Consider the following 19,203-nt stretch of genomic DNA (forward strand, 5'->3'; position numbering starts at 1 on the left):
TAAGGATGACGAATCAATCGTCATCAAAGTGAAACAGGCAACTGATAGCGGGGCGAGCGACGGGGTCGCGACAGCTTCGCTGCGGTCCGGAACGACAAAGGGGAATGGCGCATGCCGCCGAGAGTAGACCGCAAGTCACGCGAACGATGGCGGCTGAATGGCCGATGCCTGGCCGGCGCCGTGCTGGCCGGAGGCTTGAGTGTCGCGCCGGGCGTTCATGCGCAGGACGCTGCCGCGCCGGCCGCGAAGGCGGCGCCCGCCGCGCCGCAGTCGTTCGACGTGAATGCCTTCGTGGTGCGCGGCAACACGACGTTGCCGACGCTCGAGATCGAGAAGGCCGTCTATCCGTTCGAAGGGCCGGGCCGCACGCTCGCCGACGTGAACGCGGCCCGCGATGCGTTGCAGAAGGCGTATCAGGATCGCGGCTACCAGTCGGTCGTCGTCGAGTTGCCGCAGCAGCAGGTGAAGAACGGCGTGATCCTGCTGCAGGTGACCGAGGCGAAGGTCGGGCGTCTGCGCGTGGACGGCGCGCAATACAACTCGCCGCAGAACATCCGCGACGCGGTGCCCGCGCTGGCCGAAGGCAAGGTGCCCGATTTCAATCAGGCCCAGCAGCAGCTCACCGACCTGAACCGCTCGGCGGACCGCCAGGTGATTCCGGTGCTGAAGCCGGGCGCGCTGCCGCAGACGGTCGACGTCGACCTGAAGGTCGACGATCACAGCCCGCTGCACGGCTCGCTCGAACTGAACAACGACAACAGCCCCGGCACGTCGACGCTGCGCACGACTGCGAGCCTCAGCTATTCGAATCTGTGGCAGCTCGGCCACGTGATTTCCGGCACCTACGTGATCGCGCCGCAGCATCCGAACGATGCGCGCGTCTACGCGTTCTCGTATCTCGCGCCGATCAAGGATTCGCGCTGGAGCTTTCTGGCGACGGTCGTGCATTCGGACAGCAACGTCGCGTCGGTCGGCAACACCAACGTGCTCGGCAAGGGCACCACGTACGGCTTCACCGCGATCTATTCGCTGCCGGCGACGGAGACCTACGCGCATACGGTCAGCATCGAGATCGACCGCAAGCACTACGACGAAGACGTGTCGCTGCCGGGCCAGGGCGGCTCGACGGCGCCGCTCACTTACGTGCCGGTGACGCTGTCGTACAACGGCCAGCTGAGCCTGAAGAACTCGCAGACGTCGTTCTCCGCGTCGCTGACGACGAACATCCGCGGCCTCGGCAGCGACTGGGGCGCGTGGGACAACAAGCGCTACAACGCGACACCCGATTTCGTGTACGGCAAGTTCGACGTGAATCACACGCAGCGCTTCGCGAACGACATGCAGGCCAATGCGCACGTGAGCGGCCAGATCTCGAACTCGCCGCTCGTGTCGAGCGAGCAGTTTGCCGCCGGCGGGATGAACAGCGTGCGCGGCTACATGCAGGCGGAAGACACGGCCGACAGCGGCGTGATCGCGTCGCTGGAGTTGCGCAGCCCGTCGCTGTCGAAGTGGCTCGGCGGCGCGGTCGGCAGCCGGGTGAACGAATGGCGCTTCCATGCATTCTTCGACGCGGCGCACCTGTGGCTGCTGAGCCCGCTGCCGGAGCAGACGTCGCGCTTCAACCTGATGAGCGTCGGCGTCGGCACGCGCCTGCAGCTCATGAAATACGCGAGCGCGGATTTCGAGGCCGGCTGGCCGTTGAAGGCCGGCGTCTACACGCGGCAGTACAGCCCGCGGTTCGATTTCTACGTAAGGCTGGGTTTCTGACGGATTTTTTGATCGTGGCGGGGCGATGCGACGAGCGCGGCGCCCGCTCATTCGGGGAGTGGATCGTGAAGCGAGTCTTGTTTTTCCTGTTGGCGGTGATGCTCGGCGTGCTGCCCGGCATCGCGAACGCATGGTGGCAGAACGACTGGTCGTACCGAAAGGCGATCACGATCGACGCGAGCCCGAAGGGCGCGAACCTCGCGGAATCGGCCGGCCGCGTGCCGCTGCTGATTCGCCTGCATTCGGGCAACTTCCAGTTCGACGGGCTGGCCGACAACGGCGCCGACATCCGCTTCGTCGCGGCCGACGACAAGACGCCGCTGAACTTCCATGTCGAGCAATACGATCCGGTGCTCGGCGTCGCGCTGATCTGGGTCGACGTGCCGAAGCTGCCGGCGGGCGCCGCGGAGTCGATCTGGATGTACTACGGCAACAAGAAGGCGCCGGACGGCGGCAAGCCGGCCGAGACGTTCGACCCCGACTACACGCTCGTCTATCACTTCAACGGCGCGGCCGGCGCCCCGCCGAAGGACGCGACCGCGTACGGCAACCACGCGCAGAACGCGTCGTTCCGCACGATCGAGGACGGCATCGTCGGCAAGGGCGCGCGGTTCGACGGCACGGGGTCGCTGACGCTGCCGGCGAGCCCGTCGCTGAACGTGCCCGCCGGCGGCAGCTTCACGTTCAGCGCGTGGGTCAAGCCGTCGGCGCTCGCGCCGAACACGCTGCTGTACGGCCGCCGCGACGGCGCGAACGCGCTGCTGATCGGCCTCGACAACGGCGTGCCGTTCGCGGAAGTCCAGGGCGCGGCCGGCAATCCGGCGCCGGTGCGCACGCCGGCCGCGTCGCCGGTCGCCGCGAACCAGTGGACGTATGTCGCGGTCACGGCCGACGGCAAGAACCTGACCGTCTACGCGAACGGCAAGCAGGTGTCGCAGGTCGCGGCAACGCTGCCCGCGCTGAACGGCGTGACGACGATCGGCGCGGATGCGCCCGGCGCACCGGCCGGCTTTGCCGCGTATGCGGGCGCGCTCGACGAACTGCGCCTGTCGAAGATCGCGCGTTCGCCCGCCGCGATCGCGGTCGACGCGCTCGCGCAAGGCTCGGAATCGAAGCTGGTCGCGTACGGCGCCGACGAGAAGCAGTCGGGCTTCGGCTTCGGCTACTTCGGCGTGATCGTGCAGTCGGTGACCGTCGACGCGTGGGTCGTGATCACGATCCTGCTCGGGATGGCGCTCGTGTCGTGGATCGTGATGTGGACGAAGGCGCGCTACGTCGGCACCGTCGACAAGGCGAACCAGTATTTCGTGCAGCGTTTCCGCGAAGTGGCCGGGCGTCACCTGGTCGGCCTCGCGCACGTCGACGAAGGCAGCGCGGAAGGGCGGCGCCTGTACCAGTCGTCGCTGTACCGGCTGTACAAGGCCGGCGTGCATGAAATTCACAGCCGCGTGGACGGCAACGGCCGCACGGTGATCACGTCCGAATCGATCGAGGCGATCCGCGCGTCGATGGACGCGACGCTCGTGCGCGAGAACCAGCGGCTGTCGAAATCGATGGTACTGCTGACGATCGCGATCTCGGGCGGCCCGTTCCTCGGCCTGCTCGGCACGGTGGTCGGCGTGATGATCACGTTCGCGGCGATCGCGGCGGCCGGCGACGTGAACGTGAACGCGATCGCACCGGGTATCGCGGCTGCGCTGCTCGCCACCGTCACGGGCCTGTTCGTCGCGATTCCCGCGCTGTTCGGCTACAACTACCTGCTGATCCGCAACAAGAACGTGACCGCGAACATGCAGGTGTTCGTCGACGAATTCGTCACGCGCCTGGCCGAAGCGCATCGCGCGCCCGACCACGCGGTGCTGGCCGACTGACCGCACGCAGGAGACCACCATGCAGGTTCAGGACGACGACAAGCCGTACGACGACATCAACATCACGCCGATGCTCGACCTCGCGTACGTGCTGCTGATCATCTTCATCATCATGACGACCGCGTCGGTGCAGGGCATCAAGGTCGACCTGCCGAAGGCGAGCTCGTCCGCGAGCCTCGCGAAACCGAAGACGAAGGCGATCACGGTCGCCGATTCGGGGCAGGTGTTCCTCGACGCGTATCCGGTGACGATGGACGAGCTCGAAAGCCGCTTGCGCACCGAGAAGGCGACCAATCCGGAATTCCCGATCGTGCTGAAGGGCGACGCGGCCGTGCAATACCAGAAGGTCATGGACGTGCTCGACCTGCTGCGCCGGCTCGACCTGTCACAGGTCGGTCTCGTGACCGGCAAGGCGAAGCAGGGCGGCTGACGCGATGGAAATGACCTACAACGGCGGCCCGCCGCAGAAAGGCCCCGGCCGCTTCGTGAAGCCGGTTGCGATCGCGCTCGTGCTCGCCGGGCTCGCCGCGCTGATCTGGCATTTCGCGGAGGACACCGCGGGCGTGAAGCGCGCGAGCGCGCCGCAGGTGACGACGGTGATCCCGTTGCCGCCGCCCCCGCCGCCGCCGAAGCAGAAGCCGCCGCCCGAGAAGGTGAAGGAAGAGGTCAAGACGCCGGTCGACCGGCCGACGATCGCGCCGAAGCCGTCCGAGGCGCCGAAGCCGTCGGACAACCAGCCGAAGCAGATGACGATGAACGCGCCCGCGCAGGCCGGCACCGACAGCTTCAACATCGGCGCGGGCGACGGCTCGGGCATGGTCGGCAGCGGCGGGGGCGGCAAGTTCGGCAACGCGAGCTATGCGCAGTACATGGTGTACGTGCTGCAGCGTGCGATCGAACAAGACAAGGGCGTGCAGGAGGCCGGCGGCGCGCGGTTCGCCGGCAGCCTGAACCTGTGGATGGATGCGTCGGGGCGGATCACGAAGGTGACGGTCGCGCAGTCGACCGGCGACGCGAAGATCGATGCGGCGGTCGTTGCGGCGGTCGAGGCGCTCGGCAAGGTCGACGAAGTGCCGCCGCCGGCGACGTCGTACCCGGTGCTCGTCAAGCTTCAGGGCCGCAAGCCGGCATGACGATGCGCGAGAGAGACCACGAAAGAATCATGGGGCAGGTTCGTCGTACGGATGCTGCCGGAAAAGAAACGAAAATTGTTCGGAGTGCTTCGATGATTCGGAAGATGAATGGACGGGGCGGGGTGCCCTGCAACGGCGCGCCGCCCGCGCGCCTGTCGCGCGTCGGCGCGGCGGTGCTGACGCTGGGGCTGACGTGCGCGTCCGTCGCACAGGCGCAATCGCTCGAGGCGCAGGCGGCATCGGGGAAGGCCGCGCCGACGGAAAGCGTGGTGATCAACCTGATCAACCTGCTCGTCAAGCGCGGCGTGCTCACGCAGCAGAATGCGAACGAGCTGATCAGCGAGGCGCGCACCGAGGCCGTGCAGGCGCGCGCCGCGCGCGGGTCGGGCGCACCGGTCGTCGCGGGCGGCGTGGTCAATCCGCCGACGCAGCCGGGCGACGTCGCGGTGCCGTACGTGCCGCAACTCGTGCGCGACCAGATCCGCGACCAGGTGAAGCAGGAAGTGATCGCACAGGCGAAGGCCGAGAACTGGGCGCAGCCGAACACGTTCCCCGACTGGGTGTCGCGGATCAAGCTCGACGGCGACCTGCGCGTGCGCGACGAGTATCACTTCTACGGCAGCCGCAACGCGAACAACGTCACGAACTTCGCGGCGATCAACCAGGGCAACGGGTTCGACATCAACCCGAACACCAACACGACGCAGTTGCCGACGCAGAACACCACGCAGAACCGCAACAACCTGCTGCGCTACCGTGCGCGGCTCGGCGTGACCGCGACGCTGTCCGACGAAATGACGGCCGGCATCCAGCTCGCGAGCGGCAACGACAACGGGCCGGTGTCGACCACGGCCACCGCCGGCGGCGGCTTCGCGAAGAAGAACATCTGGCTGAACAAGGCGTTCTTCGCGTACAAGCCGACGCCGTGGCTGAACCTGACGGCCGGCCGCTTCGACAATCCGTTCTTCAAGTCGGACCTCGTGTTCTCCGACGACCTGATGATGGACGGGCTCGCGGCGAACCTGCGCCACGCGTTGCCGTGGAATCCGGACGTCACGTTGTTCGGCACGCTCGGCGTGTTCCCGATCCAGTACACGAGCGAGAACTTCCCGTCGAACAGCACGGACAAGGCCGGCAGCGACACGAAGTGGATGTTCGGCGCGCAGTTCGGCGCCGACTGGAAGATCGACGCGAAGAACCGGCTGCGTGGCGCGGTCGCGTACTACGACTTCCAGAACATGCGCGGCACGCTGTCGTCGCCGTGCGCGCTGTATCTCGGCGCGACCAACTGCAGCACCGACAACGAGGCGCCCGCGTTCATGCAGGGCGGCAACACGCTGATCGCGCTGCGCAACATCGTGCAGAACCCGAACCTCGCGCCGGGGATGACGCCGCAGCCGCAGCTCTTCGGGCTCGCGTACAACTACCGGCTGCTCGACCTGAAGGCGCAGTGGGATACCGTCGTGGCCGACCGCTTCAAGCTGCGCCTGGACGGCGAATACGTGCGCAACCTCGCGTACAACGACAACAAGGCGTTCGCGGCGGCGTCGCTGCCGGTCAACAACTACGAAGCGACGTCGGTGAATGCGACGCGCGCCGACTATCGCAGCGGCCCGAACGGCTTCCTCGCGAAGGCGACGGTCGGCGAGCCGGAGCCGCGCGAGAAGGGCCAGTGGAATTTCTCGATCGCGTACAAGTACCTGCAGCCGGACGCCGTGCTCGACGCGTTCAACGATCCCGATTTCCATCTCGGCGGCACCAACGCACGCGGCTACGTGATCGGCGCAGCCTATGCGGTCGCGCGCGACACGTGGGTGTCGGCCCGCTACCTGAGCTCGAAGGAAGTGTACGGGCCGCCGGTGTCGATCGACGTGCTGCAGATCGAGCTCAATGCTCGCTTCTGACCGGAGCCGCGCATGAATACGATCACTCGCACGATGCCGGCGGCGGCCGTCGCCGCCGCGCTGCTGTTCGCGGCCGTCGGCGCGCACGCGCAGAGCATCGAGGACAAGCTGCGCAGCCAGTTGCGCTCGACCGTGCAGGAGCTGCGCCAGTTGCAGGACAGCCAGGCGCAGTTGCAGAGCGACAAGGCGGCGGCCGAGAAGCAGCGCGACGATGCGCTCGCCCAACTGAAGGCGATGCAGGGCCAGCTTGCAGCGGCGCGCGGCGACTCGGGCGCCGAGGCGGCCGCGAAGCGCGCGCTCGCGCAGGAGCGGGCCGGCCGCGAGCAGGACGCGAAGTCGCTCGCGAAATACAAGGCGTCCTATGAGGACTTGCTCGCCGTGTCGCGCGCCCGCGATGCGCAGCACGCGCAACTGCAGAAGGACGTCGCCGCGCGTGACACGCAACTGAAAACCTGCCAGGCACACAATGCCGAGCTGTATCGCGTCGGGCACGAGATTCTCGATGCGTACGAGCATGTCGGGATCGGCACGTTCCTCGCGTCGAGGCAGCCGTTCGCACAGTCGGCTCGCGTGAAGTACGACGATCTCGCGCAGCGCTACGGCGATGCGTTGTATGCGGGAAAGTACGATCCGGCCGCGCGTGCGGCCGCCACGGCACCCGCACCGGAATCGGCATCGGCATCGGCGGCGAGCGCACCGTGAGCGCGTCGCGCGATGCCGCACAGGAATCCATCGATTCGTCGAACAGGAGGAACCTCGACATGCAGGACAAGCAACCGAACGCCGGCGCCGAACGCGCGGCACACGATGCGCCGATCGAAGCGATCAGCGCGGACCATCTGGCCGACGTGCTGCGCCGTGCCGGCTACCGCGTGACGGCCGCCGAGCAGAACGGCTCGGTGCAACTGATGAGCGCGAGCCAGGGCATCGGCTTCGCGGTGCGCTTCGGCAACCCGGCGGCGCCGCTCGCGCCGCAGGGCGCCGACACGCCGCTCGCCGCGCTGCCGTACATCGACTACACGCTGTCGTGCGTGCTGCAAGTGCAGGGCGAATTGCCGGCCGAACTCGTCGCGGACTGGAACCGCACCAAGCGCTTCGCGCGTCTTGCGAGCCACGGGCAGTTTCTTGCGCTGGAGATGGACGTCGTCGTCGCGGGCGGCGTGTCCGAGCGCTATCTGCGCTCGACGGTCGAGCTGTGGGATCGGTTGATCCAGGAATTCCTGCTGCACCTGCGCAACCGCCCCGCGATGGCCGAGCAGGAAGCGGCGGCGCGGGCGGCGGCCGGCGAGCCGCGCGCCACGGCCGCCTCCGTCGAAGCGGCCGCGCAATCGTGATCGTCGCGCACCGGCTCGGTGCCGCGCTGCGCGCGTGGCTGCCGGGCCGCACGCGAGCCGACGCGACGGCCGCGGGTGACGCGCCTGTCGCGTGGCGCACGTACGCGCAACACGTCGCGCAGTGGCTGCAGACGGCGCTCGATGGCGACGATGCGGCCGCGGGCCGACTGCGCGCGGACATCGAACGTTGGGCCGACGCGCGGGCCGATGCCGGCGACGACGGGCCCGTGCTGCCGGTGCGCGCATGGCTCGACCGGCGCGGGCGGGTGACGCGGGTCGACAGCGCGGCGGCCGGGCAGGCGGTGCTCGACGCCGCACTGCACGCAGCGTTTGCCGGCAGGGAGATCGGCATGGCGCCGCCACGCGGGATGACGCAACCGCTCGTGCTGCGTGTGGCGCTGACGGACGCACGCTGATACGGCGTCCGTATTTGAAAGAAGCAATCAAAAGGGCAGTCGAACGATGATGACGAAGATGAAGATGCTGGCAATGGTGGCGGGCGCTCTCGCGCTGGGCGTGCCGCTCGCGGCATGCGCGCAGGACGACGTGATCGCGAACGCCGCGCAGGCGTCGGTCACGCAGGCCGACATCGCCGGGCTGTTGAAGACCGTGAGCGCGGAAGGGCGCGAGCGCCTCGCGGCCGATCCCGCGGCGCTGGACCAGGTCGTGCGCTCGACGCTCGCGCAGAAGGCCGTGCTGGCCGAGGCGAAGTCGAAGGGCTGGGACCGGCAGCCGCAGGTGCAGGCAGCCGTCGAGCAGGCGCAGCGCGAAATCGTCGTGCGCAGCTATCTCGCGTCGGTGAATGCGCCGCCGGCCGACTATCCGTCGGACACGGAGCTCCAGTCGGCCTACGACAAGAACCGCGCGGCGTTCACCGCGCCGCGCGCGCTGCACGTCGCGCAGATCTATGTCGCGGTGCCGCCGAACGCGGATGCCGCGACGCTCGACAAGGCGCGCAAGCAGGCCGCCGATCTCGCGAGCCGCGCGCGCAACGGCGATTTCGCGGCGCTGGCGAAGGCGAACTCGCAGGACAAGGCGAGCGCCGCGAACGGCGGCGATCTCGGCTTCGTGCCCGAGCAGCTGATGGTGCCGGCGGTCCGTCAGGCCACCGACGCGTTGAAGCCGGGCCAGGTCTCCGCGCCGATCCAGACACCGGCCGGTTTTCACGTCGTGAAGCTGATCGAGATACGCGCGGCCGCGCCGCGTCCGCTGGCCGACGTGAAGGAGCAACTGCGCGCGATGCTGCGCGCACAGCGCACGCAGCAGAATGCCCAGGCGTATCTCGCGAAGCTGGCTGCGAACGCCCCGATCAACGAAGACGCGCTGAAGAAAGCGCTCGCGTCGGCCCGGTAGGCGCGCTCATGGCCACGCTCCGTTCGACGCCGCGCGTCGAGGCGCCCGACGCGCGTACGTCGGGGCGTCGTCGCTCCGCCGCCGCCTCCGACCGTCCGCGCATGCCGAAGGCGAACCCGTGGCCGGGCCGGCCCGGCGAGTGGCCGACGCATTGTCCGCTGTGCTTCGGCGCGCTGGAGCCGCTGCCCGGCGCGGGCGGCTATGCGCGGCACCGCAGCGCGCGATGTTCCGCGCAGTGCGTGCTCACCACACGCCAGTATCAACCGGAGGAGCCGACGATTCGCGGCTCGCGCGACGTGCAGGTCGCGGCTCGTCATCGGGACCGTTTCATCGCGCAGTGGCCGCGGCATTACGCGCTGATGCGACGCGCGTGGCCCGCGCTCACGATCGGGCGCTTCATCGCGGTGATCTCGTGCGCGGATGTCGCGGATCTCTGGTCGTACCGGACGTTGCGCGACGACGATCTCGCCGCCGTGCTGCTCGTCCTGGCCGGTTTCCTGCGCGTGCCGGATGCGTCGGGCGCCGCTGCGCCGGGCGTCCGTATGCCCGGAGCCGGTACGCCCGGAGCCGGTATGCCGGGTGCCCGTATGCCTGCTGCCGGTACGCCGGTCGACGATGCGCGCCCGCCAGCCGTTCGCTGGGTGCGCTTCTGGTTCGACGCGAGCGTGCGCGACGTCGGCGATTTGTGGACGGCCGGCAACGACGCGGCGCCGCTGTTTCGCGTCGACTACCGGGAGCCGCTCGTCACGCCGTATCCGACCGGCGCGCAAGTGCACGCATGGCAGCCGGTCGACGGCATGCGCGAGGCATGGGCGCGGCATGTCGATGCGGGCGAACCGGCCGTCGACGCAGCCGATCGCGCGGCGTTCGGGCGCTTCCTGGCCCGTGCGCCGGCGGCCGGCACGGGAGCATGACGGCATGCGCGCGATGGCGTCGTTACCGATGGAGGCGCGGATGAAGCGGCGACGAAACGGCATCGCGGCGGCGATCGTCTGCCTGCTGCTGGCGGCCGGCGCGCATGCGCAGGGCGGCCGCGCGGCGGCGACCGAGCCCGGCTCGGCCGCGAAGCCGGTGTGCGTCGACGCGGAAGTCGACGGCAAGCGCGCGCTGTCGTACGACTGCCTGAGCGAACAACTGAAGCCGAAGGCCGAGCCGCAGGCGGGCGCGTTGCAAACGGATTCGGAGCGGCTGTCGAAGCAGCCGTCGAACCGTCTCGGCACGTTCAACCTGTCGACCGAGCGGAATCGCTTCGGCGCGAACTGGGGCAAATCCGTGACGCCGCAACGGCCGAATGCGCCGGTTGCCGTGCCGCCGAAGTGAAGCGCTCGTGCAGCCGCCGCACGCGAACGGTGCGGCGGACCAACGGTTGGGGAACGGGCATGGGCCGGTGGCGCACCGGCGCGAACCGACGAGGAGCAGCAACGTGAAATCGGGCAAGCACATCGGCAGCGGGGCGGCGCTCGCGGCCGGGCTCGCTGTGACGCTCGCCTGCGCATGCGGCGCGGCCACCGGCGCCGAGCGCGCGGTGCAGGGGGCCGGCACGCCCACGGTTGCGCTGCCGAACTTCGCGGCGCTCGTGCGGCGCGTCGGGCCGGCGGTCGTCAACATCAGCGTCACGCGCGAAGTCACGCAGATGGGGATCCAGTTGCCGCCCGGCATCGCGCCCGATCATCCGCTCGCGCCGTTTCTCGCGCGGCGCGTGATCGGCAACCGCGAGGAGGTGAGCCTCGGCTCCGGCTTCATCGTGAGCGCGGACGGCGTGATCCTGACCAACCGGCACGTGGTCGGCGACGCGCTCGCCATCGACGTGAAGCTGACCGACAAGCGCCAGTTCAAGGGGCGCGTGATCGGCAGCGATCCCGTATCCGACGTCGCGGTGATCCGCATCGACGCGCACGATCTGCCGGTCGTCGCGACCGGCGACCCGGCGCGCATCGAAGCCGGCGACTGGGTGATGGCCATCGGGTCGCCGTACGGGTTCGCGAATACGGTCACGCAGGGCATCGTCAGCGCGAAATCGCGTTCCCTGCCCGGCGAGCAGGCGATTCCGTTCATCCAGACCGACGTGCCGATCAATCCCGGCAATTCGGGCGGCCCGCTGTTCGACCTGAGCGGCCGCGTGATCGCGATCAACTCGATGATCTTCTCGAAGACGGGCGGCTACCAGGGGCTCGCGTTCGCGATTCCGATCGACATCGCGCTCGACGTGAAGGATCAGTTGCTGCGCACCGGCAAGGTCACGCGCGGCCGGCTCGGCGTGGCCCTGCAGGAAGTGAGCCAGGCGCTCGCGCGTTCGTTCGGCCTCGCGAGCCCGGACGGCGCGCTGATCACGATGATCGAGCCGGACGGCCCGGCCGCGCGCGCGGGCCTGAAGGCGGGCGACGTCGTGCTCGCGGTCGACGGCAAGCCGGTCGCGGAATCGGCGGATTTGCTCGGCATGGTTGCGGCCATGCGGGCGGGCCGGCAAACCGATCTGCTCGTGTGGCGCGCGGGCCGGGCGATGCACGTGATCGCGACGGTCGGCGCGTTCGACAGCGGCACGGCGTCGGCGGGCGGCGAACAGGGGCCTGCGCGGTTCGGGCTCGCGCTGCGGGCTGCGACGGAGCAGGAGCGCCAGCGGCTCGGCGTCGGCCAGACCCTCGTCGTCGAGCAGGCGAGCGGCCAGGCGGCGCGCGCGGGGTTGCAGCCCGGCGATGCCGTGCTGTCGGTCAACGGCGTGCCGGTCGCGAGCATCGGCGCGCTGATGGCCGGAATCGATGCCGCGCACGGCAACGTCGCGCTGCTGGTGCAGCGTGGCGGCACGCGGCTGTATGTGCCGATCGAGATCGGCCGGGCGGATTCGTCGTCGAAACGGGAGGCGGGATGAAGCGAATGCGCAAGCAGCGCGCATCGGGATGGCTGGGGGCGATCGTCGTCGCGTCGGTGCTGGCCGCGGGCGTGGCCCCGGCCCCGGCCGTCGCGCAGACGGCCGACGTGCCGCAAGCGTGGATCCGCTACGGCCAGCTCGCCGGGCAGCAGTTCCAGACGTGGCTCGAAGCGGACGGCGACGCGGCCGACCGGCTCCACCGCTATCTCGAGACGCGCGTGCTGAACGCGCGCGCCGATGCGCCGCCGCCCGCGATCGTCGTGCGTGCGTGGATCGGCGCGAACGGCGTCGTCACGCGCGTCGAATTCGCGTCGCTCGGCGATCCGGACGCGGACGCGACGCTGCGACAACTGCTGACGGCCGGCCCGCTGACCGAGCCGCCGCCGCCGGACATGCTGCAGCCGTTGCGCGTGCGCCTGCGGCTCGCGCCCAATCCCGACGCGGCGGCGGCCGCACCGGCGTCGGCGGCGCGCATGCCGTGACGTGCCGGGCCGGGTAGAGATCGACGGATATCGTAATAAGATATGAAGAGATCGCATCGGCGGGACAATGACGTCCCGCTTTCCTGAGAGGAGCTATCCGTGCAACTGACCCAGTTAGGCGGGCATGTCGCCCAATCCGGCATCGCCGAGCGGCAAAAACACGCGCAAGCATTGATGTTCGGGATGGCGAACATCGACGAGTACGTGTCCGGCGGCGTGTGCTACGACGCCGCGGCGTATGTCCGGTATCTGCTGCGCGCCGACACGATGATCGCGCCCGGTGTGCTGCTCGACACGATCGGTCAGCTGTGGAAGACGCGCTTCAACTTCGAGACCGGCGATCAATGGGACGGACGCGCGAGCATTCCGGCGGGCACCGCGGTCGGTTTCGCCCGCGGCGGCAATGTCTTTCACGCCGCGATCGCCGTGGGCGGCACCCGGATCCGCGGGATCAACGGCGGCCTGCTGGGCGCCGGATGGCTGCATCCTGTCGATCTGGCACGGGTGCTGCAGCCGGATCCGGCCGGCGGCTTTACGTACGACCGCACGACCATTCGCGTTTATCTGTCGCGCCTGTAGGCCGTCGGGCGTCGAATCTCGCGCCGTTTCCGCCGTGACCCGTTGGCGGCCGCGCGCCGGCGCCGCGCGGCCGCTTTCCCGCCGTTCGGCGATATCCGCATGGCGTCGCGCCGTCCAACGCTGCTATCCTCTCGACCTTGAGTGACGCGTCATCGCGGCGTGGGCGCGCATGCCGCCTCGCGGCGCCGTGCACCGGTGCGAGCCATGCGCGCACTGAGGTAGCATGACCGAATATCCACGACGATCGATGACCTGTTTCGTGACCGACTTCCTTCCGTCCATGTCCACATGGTCAAGACAACGATGAGCGATGCACCCGATCCGGCTGCGCCCGGCGACGACGAGCCGTCCGGCGGCGCGTCGTCGTATCTGGTGCCCGGCCTCGAACGCGGGCTGCGAATCCTCGCCGAATTCTCCGCGCGCGAGCCGGTGCTCGGCGCGCCCGAGCTGTCGAAGCGCATCGGCATTCCGCGCACGACCACGTTCCGCCTGCTGCAGACGCTCGAAGCGCTCGGTTTTCTCGAACGCGTGAACGGCGATCGCTATTTCCGGCTCGGCGTCGGCGTGCTGCGGCTCGGCTTCGAATACCTGAATTCGCTCGAACTGACCGATCTCGGCGCGCCCGTGCTCGAACGGCTGCGCGATTCCACCGGCCTGTCGACGCACCTGCTGATCCGCGACCAGCGTGACGTGGTGTTCGTCGCGAAGGCGCAGAGCAATGCGTCGATGTTCGGTTCGGTGAAGGTGCACGTCGGCACGCGCCTGCCCGCGCATGCGACCGTGCACGGCCACGTGCTGATGGGCGACCTGACGCGCGACGCGTTGCGGCAGCTCTATCCGGAGAAGAAACTCGAACAGTTCACCGAGCGCACGCCCGGTACCGTGGACGAACTGTACGAACGCGTGCGTCATTACGCGCGGCTCGGCTACGCGGTCAGCGAGGCGGCGTTCGAGAGCGGCATTTCGGCCGTGACCGCGCCCGTGCGCGATCACTCGGGCTCCATCGTCGCGGCGATCACCGCGACGGTGCCGCGCTCGGAGATCGGCGACGCCGGCGAGAAGGAGCGGCTCGTCGAAGCCGTGTGCGGCGCGGCGGTCGACCTGTCGCAACGGCTGAACTATCGGCCGCTCGAAAGCGACCCGACGTTCGCGCATGCGCGCCACAAGGTCGCGATGTTCTGATCCACCGAACGAGCCGCATCGCGCGGCTTCGCCGATCGCCGGCAACCCGTCGCCAACGAGAAAGAGCAGCCCGCGGGCTGCTCTTTTCGTTTGCGGCACCGGGGCAACCGCGTCCGCCGTCGCTCAGAACGAGTGGTGGATGCCGGTCAGCACGATCACCTGGTTCGCGGTGCTCGACGTGCCGGCCGTGAAGAACGCGGCCTTGGCGCCACCCGAACCGTGTTCGTAAAGCACGTTCGCATACAACTGCGTGCGCTTCGACAACGCGTAGATGTCGCCGAGTTCGACCTGAGTCCAGCGGCGGCCGGCCAGCGTCGTGGTCGCCGCGCCGCCCGCGATCGTGTTGAACGCGCTGCTGCGGTAGTTCACGCCCGCGTCGTAGCTCTGGAACGTGTCGGAAAACCCGTTCGACTGCATCTTCACGCGCGTGTAGAGGCCGTGCACGAGGAAGTCGCCGATCTGGTACGACGCGCCCGCGCCGATGTTCTCGACCTTGTTCGCGAGGTAGCCGTTCGCGGTGTTCTGCCCCTGGAACGACGCGATGCCCGTCTGGCCGATCAGGATCGAGCGGTCGTGCTCGTTCGAGTAGACGGCCGACGCCTTGAACGGCCCGTTCGCATAGTTCAGCGCGACGCCGACCGATTTGCCGGTCGAGAAATTCGTCGTGTTGCCGAGCGCGAGCGTCGCCGCGGCCGAGAAGCCCGCGACGCTCGGCGAACGGTACTTGACCGCGTTGTTGTACGGCACGTTGCCGGTCGCGGCGAGCCCGTCGATGTTGCCCGGGTGGAACGCGTACCAGCTCATCGCGAGGTACGCGGTGCTGAGTGGATCGAGATAGTCGAACGCCAGCGGCGTCTGGCGGCCGAGCGTCAGCGTGCCGTAGCGCTCGGCGCTGAGGCCGACGAACGCCGCGCGGTTCCAGATCGTGTTCGCGGTCGCGAACTGGCCGTTGTTCGTATAGAAGCCGTTCTCCAGCTGGAAGATCGCCGACAGCCCGTTACCGAGATCTTCCTTGCCTTTCAGGCCCCAGCGATCGGGCTGCGTATTGCCCTGGATCATCGCCCACTTCGCGTGGCCGCCGACGTTGTTCACGTACGCGACACCCGCATCCAGGCTGCCGTACAGCACCACGCTGCTCTGCGCCCACGCGCCCGACACGGCGCCCATTCCGATGACTGCCGCTGCTACCGCATGCTTGACCATTTTGTCTCCTGACTCTCCAACCTGATGAAAACGTGTTGTGACGGGGCTGCGCAGGGACGGCCGGCCGTCGCGCATGTTCATCGCCGAGTGGGCATTTTTATGTTCCATACAAGGAACAATGTGCCTCTAGTGGAATGAAGTATAGAGGTGTCCGACGGGTGATCAAAAATAAATTTATCGGGCCGGATGGGGTGGGCGCTGATCTGAAACATGGGCTCGAGAATCCTGAAAAACGGACTTAAATCCCCGCAACCAAACAAAAAATCACATTTGACGAGGTAGGCCGCGACGATCGTCGACCCGCCGGTCGGTGTTTTCCCTAGGACATGCAGCTTTTTGTTTTACTCGAGGAAGCTCGCTCCTATAATCACCATCCATAAACTGTTGTTCCTGATATGGAACAAACCGAGAGTCGATCAGAAGGAAGGGTGCGAGATGTCTGAGCAATGGATTTGCGCCGGTCACGCCGGCGCGCTGTCGGAAGACACGCCGATCGAGTTCAAGCGGACCGACGGCGTGGAAATCGGGATCTACCGCGTCGGCGACGACGTGTATGCGCTCGAGAACGTGTGCCCGCATGCGTACGCGCTGCTGACGCAGGGGTTCGTCGACGAAGGCACGGTCGAATGCCCGCTGCACGAGGCCGTGTTCGACATCAAGACGGGCGAATGCCTGAAGGGGCCGGGCGGACGTGCGCTGAAGCAGTACGCGGTGCGCCTCGCCGGCGAGGAAATCCAGATCAAGGTGGAATGACATGAAAGAAGCGACCGTCAACTTCAATCCCTTCCTGAAGCCGTGGGTGGCGCCGCAGCCGAACAACGTCGCGGGCAAGGGGCAGATCGAGATCCCCGGCCAGGTCGAGAACCAGGTCTGGCAGAACCGCAAGGCCGAACCGACCCAGTACGAGAACGACCTCGGCGATGCGCTCGAACGCGTGTTCGAGAGCGGCGCGACCGAGCTGGACGATGTCGTCGCGGGCCTGAACCGCATCGGCTTTCGCGCGCCGGACGGCACCGCGTGGACTGCCGAGCGCTTTCGCGCCGAAATGGCCTCGCTGGCGGAATGAGCGCGCGCGCCGCGTGACCGCCGACCCGACGACAACCGCATCCGGAGCACACTGATGACGTCCCCCGCACAATACGAAGCCCAACGCGACCCGGTCCGCGATTACCTCGACCGCGGCATCAAGAATTACTGGTATCCCGTCGCGCCGAGCTGGCAGGTGTCGAACGCACCCGTCGGTCTCACGCGCCTGTCCGAGCAGATCGTGCTGTGGCGCGATCACGAAGGCAAAGTCCATGCGCTGGAAGATCGCTGCCCGCACCGCGGCGCGCGCCTGTCGCTCGGCTGGAACCTCGGCGGCAACATCGCGTGCTGGTATCACGGCATCGAAGTCGACGGCGGCGGCACGGTCAACCGCGTGCCGGCCGTGTCGAACTGTCCGCTCGAAGGCATGAAGTGCGTGAAGTCGTATCCGGTCGAAGAGAAGGCCGGCGCGATCTTCCTGTGGTTCGGCGACGAAGCGCACGGCGAGCCGGCGCCGCTGAACCTGCCGGAAGAGCTCGTGGCCGACGAATACGGCCACTTCCTGTGCGTGTCGAACTGGAAGTGCAATTACCAGTACGCGATCGACAACGTGATGGACCCGATGCACGGCGCCTACCTGCACGCGACGTCGCACTCGATGGCCGAAGGCGACAAGCAGGCCGACATGCGCGTGCGCAAGACGGATACGGGCCTGATGTTCGAGAAGATCGGCCAGCGCGACGTGAACTTCGACTGGGTCGAGCTCGGCGAAACGGGCTGCCTGTGGATGCGCCTCGCGATTCCGTACAAGCAGAAGTTCGGCCCCGGCGGCAACTTCGGGATCATCGGCTTCGCGACGCCGGTCGACGGCGACCACTGCCAGGTCTATTTCTGGCGTACCCGCAAGGTCAGCGGCTGGCAGCGCGACGTGTGGCGCTTCATGTACCGCAACCGTCTCGAAGGCTTGCACTGGGACGTGCTCGAACAGGACCGCTACGTCCTCGAAAGCCTCGCGCCGCATGCGCGCGATCACGAATACCTGTACCAGCACGACGTCGGCATCACGCGCGTGCGCCGGATGCTGCGCCAGCGGGCGCAGGAGCACCTGTCCGCGCTCGACGCGCATCGTGCGGCACGCGCCGCTGCGGAGCCCGCGAATGGCTGAGCGCGCTCCGGTCGTGGCGCTGCCCGGTCGCCGCGTGCTCGTCACGGGCGGCGCGCGCGGTCTCGGCGCCGCATTCGTGAAGGCGCTGGTCGAAGCGGGCGCGCAGGTCGCGTTCGGCGACGTGCTGGCGGAAGAGGGCCGCGCGCTGGCCGCGCAGCTCGCCCGCGCCGGCCACACCGCGCATTTCTTCGCACTCGACCTCGCCGACCCGGCCAGCATCGACGCATTCGTCGCGCAGGGCGCGGCGGCGCTCGGCGGTATCGACGCGCTGATCAACAACGCGGCGATCACGAACTCGGGCGGCAAGCTGTCGACGGAGCTCGACGTGTCGACGTGGGACGCCGTGATGAACGTGAACGTGCGCGGCGTGTGGCTCGTCAGCAATGCGGCGTTGCCGCACCTCGCGCAGTCGGGCCGCGGCGCGATCGTGAATCTGGCATCGGACACCGCGCTGTGGGGCGCGCCGAAGCTGCTCGCGTACGTCGCCAGCAAGGGCGCGGTGATCGCGATGACGCACGCGCAGGCACGCGAGTTCGGCGCGCATGGCGTGACGGTCAACGCGATCGCGCCGGGGCTCACCGAAGTCGAGGCGACGGCGTACGTGCCGGCGGAACGCCACGCGTTCTACCTGCAGGGCCGCGCGCTCGCACGCGCGCAGGTGCCCGACGACGTGACGGGCCCCGTGCTGTTCCTGCTGTCGGACGGCGCGCGCTTCGTGACGGGTCAATTGCTGCCGGTGAACGGCGGCTTCGTGATGAATTGAATCGAAGTTTTCACTCGCAATGAAGGAGAGGACGATGGCGGACGCCGATCTCGAACGCAAGTCGTGGGACCAGCCGGAAGGCGCAAGCTTCAACGACTGGATGGAAGGGCGTGTCGCGCGCTATGCGACGCGGCGCTACGACTGGGACGCGCTGAAGTTCCAGGCCGACTACGACCCGAAGTACCGCCGTGCGCAGATGCGCTATGTCGGCACGGGCGGCACGGGCGTCGCGAAAGACGTCAACACGGTGCCGGCCGGCAACTTCACGTTCTCGACGATGGTCATCCCGGCCGGCAACATCGGGCCGAGCCATATCCATGTCGACGTCGAGGAAATCTTCTTCGTGCTGCGCGGCAAGATGAAGGTGATCTGCGAGCGCGATGGCGAGACCTGGGAAGCGATCCTCGGCGAGCGCGACCTGATCTCGGTGCCGCCGGGCGTGTATCGCACGGAAATCAACATCGGCGAGGAAGACGCGCTGATGTGCGTGATGCTCGGTTCGCCGAAGCCGATCACGCCGACGTATCCGCCCGATTCGCCGCTCGCGAAGATCAAGCGTTGAGACGGAGCGGGTG

Annotated in this window: 21 protein-coding genes; 20 read left to right on the plus strand and 1 reads right to left on the minus strand. The window is 68.2% G+C overall.

The features are described from left to right. Positions 1-111 precede the first annotated feature (111 nt). The 15 genes from WT53_RS18935 (at position 112) to WT53_RS19005 (ending at position 14,471) form a co-directional block, all read left to right on the plus strand. A complete protein-coding gene (locus tag WT53_RS18935) occupies positions 112-1,767 on the plus strand; it encodes a ShlB/FhaC/HecB family hemolysin secretion/activation protein (RefSeq protein WP_230624761.1) in 1,656 nt (551 codons plus the stop codon). Positions 1,768-1,832: 65 nt separating this feature from the next. Continuing rightward, the gene (locus WT53_RS18940; protein ID WP_060262067.1) at positions 1,833-3,638 is read left to right on the plus strand and encodes a DUF2341 domain-containing protein; all 1,806 of its coding nucleotides are present in this window, start codon (positions 1,833-1,835) and stop codon (positions 3,636-3,638) included. 19 nt (positions 3,639-3,657) lie between these two features. Beyond that, on the plus strand, positions 3,658-4,068 hold the full coding sequence (locus WT53_RS18945; protein WP_027780971.1) for a biopolymer transporter ExbD: 411 nt from the start codon (positions 3,658-3,660) through the stop codon (positions 4,066-4,068). A 4-nt stretch (positions 4,069-4,072) separates the two neighbouring features. Beyond that, positions 4,073-4,771 carry a TonB family protein gene (locus WT53_RS18950; RefSeq protein WP_060261025.1) on the plus strand — a complete coding sequence of 233 codons (699 nt, stop codon included), beginning with the start codon at positions 4,073-4,075 and terminating at the stop codon, positions 4,769-4,771. Between the two features lie 92 nt (positions 4,772-4,863). Next, a complete protein-coding gene (locus tag WT53_RS18955) occupies positions 4,864-6,675 on the plus strand; it encodes a putative porin (protein WP_060261028.1) in 1,812 nt (603 codons plus the stop codon). A 12-nt stretch (positions 6,676-6,687) separates the two neighbouring features. Continuing rightward, positions 6,688-7,377 carry a hypothetical protein gene (locus WT53_RS18960; RefSeq protein WP_059822073.1) on the plus strand — a complete coding sequence of 230 codons (690 nt, stop codon included), beginning with the start codon at positions 6,688-6,690 and terminating at the stop codon, positions 7,375-7,377. A 59-nt stretch (positions 7,378-7,436) separates the two neighbouring features. Continuing rightward, positions 7,437-8,009 (plus strand): YbjN domain-containing protein, encoded by a 573-nt coding sequence (locus WT53_RS18965; RefSeq protein ID WP_060262070.1) that lies wholly within the window; start codon positions 7,437-7,439, stop codon positions 8,007-8,009. Further along, complete coding sequence (locus WT53_RS18970) at positions 8,006-8,425, plus strand: hypothetical protein (protein ID WP_230624762.1); 420 nt, start codon at positions 8,006-8,008, stop codon at positions 8,423-8,425. The genes WT53_RS18965 and WT53_RS18970 overlap by 4 nt, the downstream gene beginning before the upstream one ends. Before the next feature lie 46 nt (positions 8,426-8,471). Continuing rightward, on the plus strand, positions 8,472-9,362 hold the full coding sequence (locus WT53_RS18975) for a peptidylprolyl isomerase (RefSeq protein ID WP_060261031.1): 891 nt from the start codon (positions 8,472-8,474) through the stop codon (positions 9,360-9,362). Between the two features lie 8 nt (positions 9,363-9,370). Then, complete coding sequence (locus tag WT53_RS18980) at positions 9,371-10,276, plus strand: hypothetical protein (RefSeq protein ID WP_060261036.1); 906 nt, start codon at positions 9,371-9,373, stop codon at positions 10,274-10,276. Positions 10,277-10,316: 40 nt separating this feature from the next. Beyond that, positions 10,317-10,682, plus strand: a complete 366-nt coding sequence (locus WT53_RS18985; RefSeq protein WP_060262072.1) for a hypothetical protein — start codon at positions 10,317-10,319, stop codon at positions 10,680-10,682. 103 nt (positions 10,683-10,785) lie between these two features. Further along, the gene (locus tag WT53_RS18990; RefSeq protein ID WP_060262076.1) at positions 10,786-12,228 is read left to right on the plus strand and encodes a Do family serine endopeptidase; all 1,443 of its coding nucleotides are present in this window, start codon (positions 10,786-10,788) and stop codon (positions 12,226-12,228) included. Next, a complete protein-coding gene (locus tag WT53_RS18995; protein WP_034204569.1) occupies positions 12,225-12,710 on the plus strand; it encodes a hypothetical protein in 486 nt (161 codons plus the stop codon). Before WT53_RS18990 ends, WT53_RS18995 begins: the two co-directional genes overlap by 4 nt. 99 nt (positions 12,711-12,809) lie before the next feature. Continuing rightward, positions 12,810-13,289: a type 6 secretion system effector deamidase TecA gene (gene tecA, locus WT53_RS19000; protein ID WP_034204570.1), complete on the plus strand. Its 480-nt coding sequence runs from the start codon at positions 12,810-12,812 to the stop codon at positions 13,287-13,289. 288 nt (positions 13,290-13,577) lie between these two features. Continuing rightward, on the plus strand, positions 13,578-14,471 hold the full coding sequence (locus WT53_RS19005; protein ID WP_027780959.1) for an IclR family transcriptional regulator: 894 nt from the start codon (positions 13,578-13,580) through the stop codon (positions 14,469-14,471). Between the two features lie 123 nt (positions 14,472-14,594). Here the strand turns inward: WT53_RS19005 and WT53_RS19010 are convergent, their stop codons facing one another. Continuing rightward, complete coding sequence (locus WT53_RS19010; RefSeq protein ID WP_034204572.1) at positions 14,595-15,674, minus strand: porin; 1,080 nt, start codon at positions 15,672-15,674, stop codon at positions 14,595-14,597. A gap of 435 nt (positions 15,675-16,109) precedes the next feature. Between WT53_RS19010 and WT53_RS19015 the strand changes: the two genes are divergently transcribed. Genes WT53_RS19015 through WT53_RS19035 form a run of 5 tightly spaced genes read left to right on the plus strand, consistent with a single transcriptional unit; the run spans position 16,110 to position 19,190 of the window. Further along, positions 16,110-16,427: a non-heme iron oxygenase ferredoxin subunit gene (locus WT53_RS19015; RefSeq protein WP_006489883.1), complete on the plus strand. Its 318-nt coding sequence runs from the start codon at positions 16,110-16,112 to the stop codon at positions 16,425-16,427. 1 nt (position 16,428) lies between these two features. Further along, positions 16,429-16,740: a recombinase-like helix-turn-helix domain-containing protein gene (locus tag WT53_RS19020; protein WP_059783038.1), complete on the plus strand. Its 312-nt coding sequence runs from the start codon at positions 16,429-16,431 to the stop codon at positions 16,738-16,740. 54 nt (positions 16,741-16,794) lie between these two features. Next, entirely contained in the window at positions 16,795-17,865 is a 1,071-nt protein-coding gene (locus tag WT53_RS19025) for an aromatic ring-hydroxylating dioxygenase subunit alpha (protein WP_034204574.1), read from the plus strand. Then, entirely contained in the window at positions 17,858-18,628 is a 771-nt protein-coding gene (locus WT53_RS19030) for an SDR family oxidoreductase (protein ID WP_059783042.1), read from the plus strand. The genes WT53_RS19025 and WT53_RS19030 overlap by 8 nt, the downstream gene beginning before the upstream one ends. A gap of 34 nt (positions 18,629-18,662) precedes the next feature. After that, positions 18,663-19,190 carry a cupin domain-containing protein gene (locus tag WT53_RS19035; RefSeq protein ID WP_034204576.1) on the plus strand — a complete coding sequence of 176 codons (528 nt, stop codon included), beginning with the start codon at positions 18,663-18,665 and terminating at the stop codon, positions 19,188-19,190. The last annotated feature ends 13 nt before the right edge of the window (positions 19,191-19,203 follow it).

The organism is Burkholderia sp. MSMB2157WGS, from assembly GCF_001532755.1.
In the GTDB taxonomy this organism is placed as follows: Bacteria; Pseudomonadota; Gammaproteobacteria; order Burkholderiales; family Burkholderiaceae; genus Burkholderia.

What these genes read in the sequence shown, in the direction of transcription:
- WT53_RS19005 (WP_027780959.1), top strand. Translation starts at nt 13,578, where the DNA reads ATGGTCAAGACAACGATGAGCGATGCACCCGATCCGGCTGCGCCCGGC.
- WT53_RS18995 (WP_034204569.1), top strand. Translation starts at nt 12,225, where the DNA reads ATGAAGCGAATGCGCAAGCAGCGCGCATCGGGATGGCTGGGGGCGATC.
- WT53_RS19035 (WP_034204576.1), top strand. Translation starts at nt 18,663, where the DNA reads ATGGCGGACGCCGATCTCGAACGCAAGTCGTGGGACCAGCCGGAAGGC.
- WT53_RS19015 (WP_006489883.1), top strand. Translation starts at nt 16,110, where the DNA reads ATGTCTGAGCAATGGATTTGCGCCGGTCACGCCGGCGCGCTGTCGGAA.
- WT53_RS19025 (WP_034204574.1), top strand. Translation starts at nt 16,795, where the DNA reads ATGACGTCCCCCGCACAATACGAAGCCCAACGCGACCCGGTCCGCGAT.
- WT53_RS18950 (WP_060261025.1), top strand. Translation starts at nt 4,073, where the DNA reads ATGGAAATGACCTACAACGGCGGCCCGCCGCAGAAAGGCCCCGGCCGC.
- WT53_RS18975 (WP_060261031.1), top strand. Translation starts at nt 8,472, where the DNA reads ATGATGACGAAGATGAAGATGCTGGCAATGGTGGCGGGCGCTCTCGCG.
- WT53_RS19030 (WP_059783042.1), top strand. Translation starts at nt 17,858, where the DNA reads ATGGCTGAGCGCGCTCCGGTCGTGGCGCTGCCCGGTCGCCGCGTGCTC.
- WT53_RS18985 (WP_060262072.1), top strand. Translation starts at nt 10,317, where the DNA reads ATGAAGCGGCGACGAAACGGCATCGCGGCGGCGATCGTCTGCCTGCTG.
- WT53_RS18945 (WP_027780971.1), top strand. Translation starts at nt 3,658, where the DNA reads ATGCAGGTTCAGGACGACGACAAGCCGTACGACGACATCAACATCACG.
- WT53_RS19020 (WP_059783038.1), top strand. Translation starts at nt 16,429, where the DNA reads ATGAAAGAAGCGACCGTCAACTTCAATCCCTTCCTGAAGCCGTGGGTG.
- WT53_RS18960 (WP_059822073.1), top strand. Translation starts at nt 6,688, where the DNA reads ATGAATACGATCACTCGCACGATGCCGGCGGCGGCCGTCGCCGCCGCG.
- WT53_RS18955 (WP_060261028.1), top strand. Translation starts at nt 4,864, where the DNA reads ATGATTCGGAAGATGAATGGACGGGGCGGGGTGCCCTGCAACGGCGCG.
- WT53_RS18965 (WP_060262070.1), top strand. Translation starts at nt 7,437, where the DNA reads ATGCAGGACAAGCAACCGAACGCCGGCGCCGAACGCGCGGCACACGAT.
- WT53_RS19010 (WP_034204572.1), bottom strand. Translation starts at nt 15,674, where the DNA reads ATGGTCAAGCATGCGGTAGCAGCGGCAGTCATCGGAATGGGCGCCGTG.
- WT53_RS18935 (WP_230624761.1), top strand. Translation starts at nt 112, where the DNA reads ATGCCGCCGAGAGTAGACCGCAAGTCACGCGAACGATGGCGGCTGAAT.
- WT53_RS18980 (WP_060261036.1), top strand. Translation starts at nt 9,371, where the DNA reads ATGGCCACGCTCCGTTCGACGCCGCGCGTCGAGGCGCCCGACGCGCGT.